This window comes from Nostoc sp. NZL, from assembly GCF_015714705.1.
Lineage (GTDB): Bacteria > Cyanobacteriota > Cyanobacteriia > Cyanobacteriales > Nostocaceae > Nostoc > Nostoc foliaceum_A.
In genome coordinates this window covers 1-7,281 of sequence record NZ_WBKL01000027.1, presented here as the reverse complement: position 1 = coordinate 7,281, position 7,281 = coordinate 1, and the positions used below count along the sequence as shown (strand labels likewise).

General features: G+C 40.8%; 4 protein-coding genes. 2 read left to right on the top strand and 2 right to left on the bottom strand.

Annotated features, from left to right (window positions below; all coding sequences use genetic code 11):
• The first annotated feature begins 364 nt into the window (after positions 1-364).
• Positions 365-691: an STAS domain-containing protein gene (locus tag F8R90_RS03235; protein ID WP_196509536.1), complete on the top strand. Its 327-nt coding sequence runs from the start codon at positions 365-367 to the stop codon at positions 689-691.
• A 35-nt stretch (positions 692-726) separates the two neighbouring features.
• Here F8R90_RS03235 and F8R90_RS03230 read toward each other — a convergent pair whose 3' ends face one another.
• Positions 727-1,917, bottom strand: coding sequence for a SpoIIE family protein phosphatase (locus F8R90_RS03230; protein WP_196509535.1), 1,191 nt, complete (start codon positions 1,915-1,917; stop codon positions 727-729).
• A 150-nt stretch (positions 1,918-2,067) separates the two neighbouring features.
• Here F8R90_RS03230 and F8R90_RS03225 point away from each other — a divergent pair, with 150 nt between their 5' ends.
• Positions 2,068-2,484, top strand: coding sequence for an ATP-binding protein (locus tag F8R90_RS03225; RefSeq protein ID WP_196509534.1), 417 nt, complete (start codon positions 2,068-2,070; stop codon positions 2,482-2,484).
• Positions 2,485-2,519: 35 nt separating this feature from the next.
• On the opposite strand, the gene F8R90_RS03220 is transcribed toward F8R90_RS03225, so the two are convergent.
• A complete protein-coding gene (locus F8R90_RS03220) occupies positions 2,520-7,196 on the bottom strand; it encodes a response regulator (RefSeq protein ID WP_196509533.1) in 4,677 nt (1,558 codons plus the stop codon).
• Positions 7,197-7,281 lie beyond the last annotated feature (85 nt).

Here is a 7,281-nt window from a genome sequence, read left to right as displayed (position 1 = left end):
GAAACGAGCGACGCTCGTTTCTCTCCCACCCTTTTTATGATTATCATTATTGTATTGTTTTCTGAATAGGTATACTACACAATAATTGTTAAAGGTCAGGATGCTTTAAGGCTGACAAGATAATATTTTTAACCTCTAATTTCTTTTGATTTGCGTTCTCTCCTATCGCTTTTAGTCTAAACTCCAGTAGTTAGTAACTTCTTTACTGCCATAGCAAATAATAATAGGCAAGCAATCAAACAAGCCTAGCTGCATATAATAGACAAAAAAAGTATTGCTAGATGATATCTATTGCAGTTTGCCTTATATCAATGCCAAAATATACACATATATTTTTCAAACCAAACAGCAGGAAAGTAAAGCTATGAAATTGAATGTTGTAGTCCTGGAATTATCTGGAATTTTAGATGGTATTAGGGGTAATGAGTTACGTCATGAAGTTAGTGGTGTCGTCACAAAAGGAGCCGATATTGTGTTGATTGACATGAAAAAAGTAACCTTTATTGATAGCTCTGGTTTAGGTGCTATAGTATCGGCGATGCAAATGGTGCGAAATGCCAATGGTAAGCTTTTTGTCTGTTCTATCAGCGATCAAGTAAGAATGTTATTTGAACTGACAAAAATTGATAGAATTGTGCAAACTTTTGCTGACCAAGATGAATTTAATCGCCAAGTATTAGCAACACAATAAACTATGAAAAAATCTCAAATGCACGTTTGACTATACTAACCAAAGTTAACTTTGACTAGAGATAAGTCATCATCAAGGTTATCTTGAGCATTTAATGTGAGAATGTTCGCTAATAGTTGATTTAGATTACAGGTATCTTTCTGGCTATATTTGGTTAGTAAGTCAATGAAAGCATCAATACCCCAAATTTTACCATCTGACTGATTAATTTCATAAGCACCATCACTAAAGATGTATAAAGTGCTATTTTCTTCAATTTCAAAAACAGCATCCTCAAATTTGACATCAGGTAAAAAGCCAATTGGTAAGTCTAAAGAAGTTAGCTGTTTAACTTCGATGCTGTTCGTAGAGATATTAGATAACAATAAAGCTGGTGGATGTCCGGCGTTGGCATAAATGAGTTGACGTTTAAGACGGTGATAAACTCCATACCAGATGGTGAAGTATTTATCACCGTGTTTACTCATTTGGAAGGCGTGATTAAGGGCTTTCAGGACTTCACTGGGTTGACAAAAGTTAGTGTTTGGTAGAGATTGCGATCGCAAAACATTCAGCACGGACACAGATAAAAGGGCTGAACCTACCCCATGACCTGATACATCTAACAAATAAATTGCCAAATTATCCTCGTCAATCCAATGATGGTCGAAGCAATCACCCCCTAGCTGTGCTGAAGGAATAAACAGATTTTCTGTAGTTACCGATCCTACAAGCGGTGAGGGTAGAAGCGATCGCACATAATCAGCGGCCTCAGATAATTCTGCTTCTAAAATTTGCTTTTGGGTTTGCAAATCCTGATTGAGTGTCTCTAAAGCTTGCTTTTGACTTTGTAGATCCTGATTTAGCTGGTGTAACCTTAGTCCTGCTCTTACCCGTGCTTTCAATTCATTCATCTCTATTGGTTTAGAGATAAACTCGTCTGCTCCAGCGTCAAGTCCCCTAACTCTATCTTCCTCCTCTCCTCGAGCTGCTCCCCTAGCTGTCAATAGAATAAAAAAAGTAGTTGCCAACTCTGGATCTGTTCTAATTCGACGACACACTTCTAGCCCATCTACCTGAGACATCATCCAGTCACAGATAATCAGAGCAGGACGTAGAAGTTGTGCTTGTGTAATTCCTTCTTCACCATTGCTAGCAATAGTGGTATCATAACCCTGATTTTGGAGTGTTCTTTTCAGTACTGTTCGCACTATAGGGTCATCATCAATAACCAGAATTTTAAACATAAATTAAATTTTGCTAAGTAGAATAAAAAGTAAGTGATTGCTCTAACACAACTTATATGAAATTTAGTTTGAAATGTATAGTGAAATTACTCAAATTAAATAAATTAATTACCGAATATGATCATCTCAAAATATTTTCTGGGTTAAGAAGTGAAAAATAAAATTTATCTTAAAGTCAACACAGACCTGACAGCATCGCCTCAAGTTTTGTCTTGGTTCGAGCAGATTAATCAACCACCTATTCCCAATAAGCAAATTTGGTGGCAATGTCAAACACTTTTGATAGAAGGCTTTACTAATATTGTTGAACATGCACACAAAAATTTACCTATTGAAAGTCCTATTGAGATGGAAGCAGTGCGGTTAGATGAATATATAGAAATTCGCATCTGGTCTCAAGGTGAACCCTTTGACTTAGAGCAACAATTGCAGCAAACATTTGAATTTGAGGATAACGTTCAAGAGCGCGGGCGTGGTTTAAAAATCATGTCTACCATTGCCGACAAGTTGACTTATGAGCCTACAGGAGATAATCGTTACTGTTTATTTATTAGTAAATATTATTAAAGTTACAGCGGGAGTTTGGAGTTAGGAGTTTGGAGTTAGGAGTTAAGAGTCTTGATTAAAAATTCTTGAATTAGTTTAAGAAACTCTTCTAACTCTGAGATTAAATTAGTAGTACCTCGACGTTCTTGATTGTGAGCTAGTTGTTCTAGTTTTTCTGCGGCTAGATGCATGGTTGTAGCTCCAACATTGGCACTGGCACCTTTAATTTGATGGGTTTGGAGCGCTAGTTGTTCAAAGTCATGATCTGCGATCGCTATTTTAATTACCTCTAGACGAGGTTGAATATCTTCAACAAATATTTGCAGTAGTTCCAATTCAAATTCTGGGTTATTTTCCGAGAGTTGATGCAAACGTTCCCAATCTATTGGGAGGTCAACTGAACCTACATCTGTTGTAGAAGCTGTCTGCTCTAAGGCAACAGTTTCTTTTTCCATAAATATCACACTTCCCCAACGCTCTAGCGCCGCACCCAACTTTTCTTTCATTACTGGCTTACTCAGATAGTCGTCCATTCCGGCATCTAGACACAGTTGTTGATCTTCTTTCATGGCATTAGCTGTCATCGCAATTACTACAGGACGACGACTATTGACAAAGCTGCTTTCTTGCCATCGATGAATTTCTTTTGTGGTTTCTAAACCGTCGAGAACTGGCATTTGGCAATCCATGAGAATTAAATCGTAGGGAATTTTTTCCAATAACTGCAAAACTTCTTTCCCATTACCAGCAACATCAGCGCTATAACCCAGGCTTTGGAGTTGTTTCAAGGCAACTTTCTGATTCACCAGATTATCTTCAGCTAAAAGAATTCTAAGTTTGGTGGAGTCAGAGCTAGGAGAATGATAGTTGCTGTTGTTTTCGTAATGACTCCTGTTAGCAAAGCGGGACGTAGCCCATTCTGACTCCTCTTGTTCCAGGTGCGTTCCTAAAATAGTCATGATGGTATCAAGGAGTCGGGACGGTTTGACAGGTTTGACCAAATAAGCCGCAAATCCTATTTTTAGCGCTCGTTGGATTTCATCCCGTTGATTAGTAGAGGTAAGCATAATCAAAGGTAGACTAGCGATCGCTGAATTTGCCTTAATTTGTTCTCCCAAGGACATGCCATCTATTTCTGGCATTTGCATATCAATCACAGCAACGTCATAGAGATTTTTCTGCTTAGCAGCCTCCTGAATAGCTTTGAGGGCAGTAGCAGCCGAAGCAGCCTGATCTACTTGCATTCCCCAACGAGTAGCTTGATGGTGGATGATTTTGCGATTAGTGGCATTATCATCTACCACTAACAAGCGCCGATTAGTCAGAAGTCCGCGTTCGCTTTCTGAGGATACAGAGGGGAGTTGCTGGGCAAAAGTTACTTCAAACCAAAACTTAGATCCTTTGCCCAACCGACTGTCTACGCCAATTTCTCCTCCCATTAAGCTCACCAGTTGCTTGCAGATGGCTAATCCCAAACCTGTGCCGCCATATTTGCGGGTGGTGGAAGCATCTACTTGGGTAAATGGCGTAAAGAGTTTGCATTGGTCTTCAGAGGTAATGCCAAGACCAGTATCTGTGATGGCAAAGTGGATGGTGGCTGTAGTAGAGTTTTGCGATCGCAATTCTGCTCGTAGTACGACCTCTCCATTACTGGTGAACTTGATCGCATTGCTGATCAGGTTCATGAGAATTTGCCGCAGGCGGCCAGCATCACCTTGCAGATGGGTGGGGACATTGGGATAGATTAACGCGGCAATTTCTAATCCCTTATTATGGGCTGGGGGAGCCAATAATTCCAACACCTCTTCCACACAGGTAGATAAGTCAAAATCTAGAGTTTCTAGGGTCATTTCCCCAGCCTCAAGTTTGGATAGATCCAAAATTTCGTTGATTAGGCTTAAGAGAGCGTCTCCACTAATGCGAATTGTTTCGATAAAATCTCGTTGCTCCGAGTTTAGGGGAGTTTCTAACATTAAGCCTGTCATGCCCAACACAGCATTCATCGGAGTTCGGATTTCATGGCTCATGTTCGCCAAAAAGGCACTTTTGGTTTTAGAAGCTAATTCAGCTTGATGACGGGCAATTTCGAGTTCTCTTCGCTGTTGAGTTTCTGCGTTTAACATTTGAGCTTGGGCTAAGGCAATACCTACTTGGTCAGCTATTTGCCGTAAAAGATGAGTTTCAAAGCTAGACCAGTGGCGGGAACTGCCGCACTGATGGACAATCAGCAAACCGCAGAGTTCTTCTTTAACCAGAATCGGTATGACCAAATTGGATTTGACCCCAAATTGTTGCAGTAATTCTATGTGGCTTTTTTGGACTTCGACTAGATCAAAATCAGCAAGCCCCAGATTCCGTTTTTGACGGTACTGCTGTAGATAGTACTGCTGTGTATATTCCGCTTGAAAGTAAGCATTGACTAGCTCTTTGTCTTTGATTGTCAGCCAGCCAGAAACTACTGCTTCAACAATGGTGGTTCCAGATCCATCTGCCAAAGGTTGATAAATCAAAACTCGATCGCTATGGAGGATTTTTTGTACCTCCGTAACACTGATTTGGAGAATTTCTTTGATTTGTAAAGACTGACGAATCTTGAGGGTGATTTCAGTAAATAGTTGCGATCGCAAGTTTTGGCGTTGAAGTTCTTCTTCTGCCTGCTTGCGCTCGATAAACTGCCCTACTTGCTCACCAATAGAATTCATGACTGTTGCCAAATCTGGGTCAGCTTGCTGAATCTCATGGCTAAAACAGGTAATGACACCGAGGATTTTTTTACCACCACAGATCGGAAAACCGAAAGCTCCGTGCAGTTCCGCTTGGGCAGCAATTTGAGAGCGGATAAAATTCTGATCTTTCACGACATCAGCAATCCAAACAGGTTCGGCACTAGCCCAGACACGACCAGGCAGCCCAATTCCTGATGCAAACGTAGTCTGCCGACTTAGGATGTCAAATTCTTGCATCTCAAAGGAGATTTTATACCATGTATTTAGCAAGGACAGTAGATTTGCTTGCTGATCTACTATCCAAAATTCACTAAAAGTCCATCCCAAACTTTCGCAGATTCCTTGCAGGATTTGGGGCATGGTTTCGTCGATTGTAGTTGACTCTGCTAAGACGCGTGTTGTAGAGTACTGTGCTTTCAAATGTTGTTCAGTTCGTTTGCGTAAACGAAGCTCCTCGTAAACATCGCTGATGTCAATACCCGTGGCAACAATGTATTCAACGCAACCCTCATAGTCTTGCAAGGTAGTGTTAGTCCAGGCAATGAGCCGCCGACTGCCATCCTTCGTTACCCAATAGCTTTCGTATTCTTTGGGCCCTTCACCAGATTGCAACTGCTCAAAAACTCCTTTAACCAGCCCTACCTGTTCAGGAAGTAAAAACAGGTTCCAGAAATGCCTTCCTCTCACCTCATCAAATGAGTAACCACTTGTTTGTTCACAAGCTTGATTAAAGCGAACGATTTGCCCTTGTGTGTCAAGAACTATTACCAAAGCGCTGGCTGTATCAAGGACTGCTGAGATAAAGTTGCGTTCTGTGTTTAGTGTTTCCTCTGTTAATTTACGCTCTCTGACCTCACGAGAAATTAAGTAGTAAACTATAGCCAGAATCAGAAAACTTAGACAAATAGCGATCGCAAGTGTCAAAACCGTGTTTTTAGCACTGGCTTTTGCAGCTTGTGACTGCTGTTGAAGCAACCCTTTATCCTCATTCTCTATCTCATAAATGATCTTGCGGATATCATCCATGAGATGTTTTCCCTGATTTGTCTGGATTACCTGCAACGCCGCCTCGAATCCCTGATTTTGACGCAGGTATATAGTCCGCTTGAGTATGGCAAGTTTTGCAGCTATCAGACTTTCAAGGGTTGCAAACTGCTTTTGTTGGCTAGGTTGATCTGCGATTAAATCCTTCAGTTCTGCAATTTTTTGATCGATGTTTGTAACTACTGCTTGATAAGGTTCCAGATAACTTGCTTGTCCAGTGAGGATGTAACCGCGTTGTCCAGTCTCAGCATCCTTCACCTCGGACAGTAATTCTTCCAGTTTATTGATTTTCTCTTGGGTTTTTTGTACCTGATTACTAGTATCAATCAATATACGTGTGTTTTGATAAGAAATCACGCCAATCAAAACTAAAATTGCCGATGCTAACCCAAACCCTCCAGCTACTCTTTTAAAAAATTGTTTGTGTCCCTTCTGTGCCTGTTTGTGTGTATGACTCACCAATACTAAACTTGCTAAGTTGCGCCGCATTTCTAGTTGCTTAATTACCTGGCGGCCTAGAATTCGTAATGCTTCCACTTGTTCTGGAGAGAGGTTTCTTGGTACACGGTCAATTACACAAAGTGTTCCTAGTGCATATCCTTCAGGGTTAGTTAGTGGTACACCAGCATAAAACCGAACATTAGGGTCAGAGGTGACTAATGGGTTTGTAGCAAACCTTTCGTCTTCTGTGGCATCATGTACAACAAAAACCTTAGGTTGCATAATAGCATGGGCGCAGAATGCCAAGTCTCGCGGTGTTTCTAGGGCATCCAAACCAACTTTTGACTTGAACCACTGGCGATCGCTATCAATTAAACTGATTAAGGCAATGGGAGTTCCACAAATATATGAGGCTAAACGGGTAAGATCGTCAAAGGCAGCTTCCGAACGAGTATCGAGGATTTTATACTGCAAAAGAGATTCGATTCGCTGTGTTTCATTATCAGGCAATGGTGCTTTCATTCTTAAGTCTCATACTATTTTGGATTTTAGATTTTAGATTTTGGATTATTTATAAGGTTTACCTCCTGCCCTCTGCCCCCTGCCC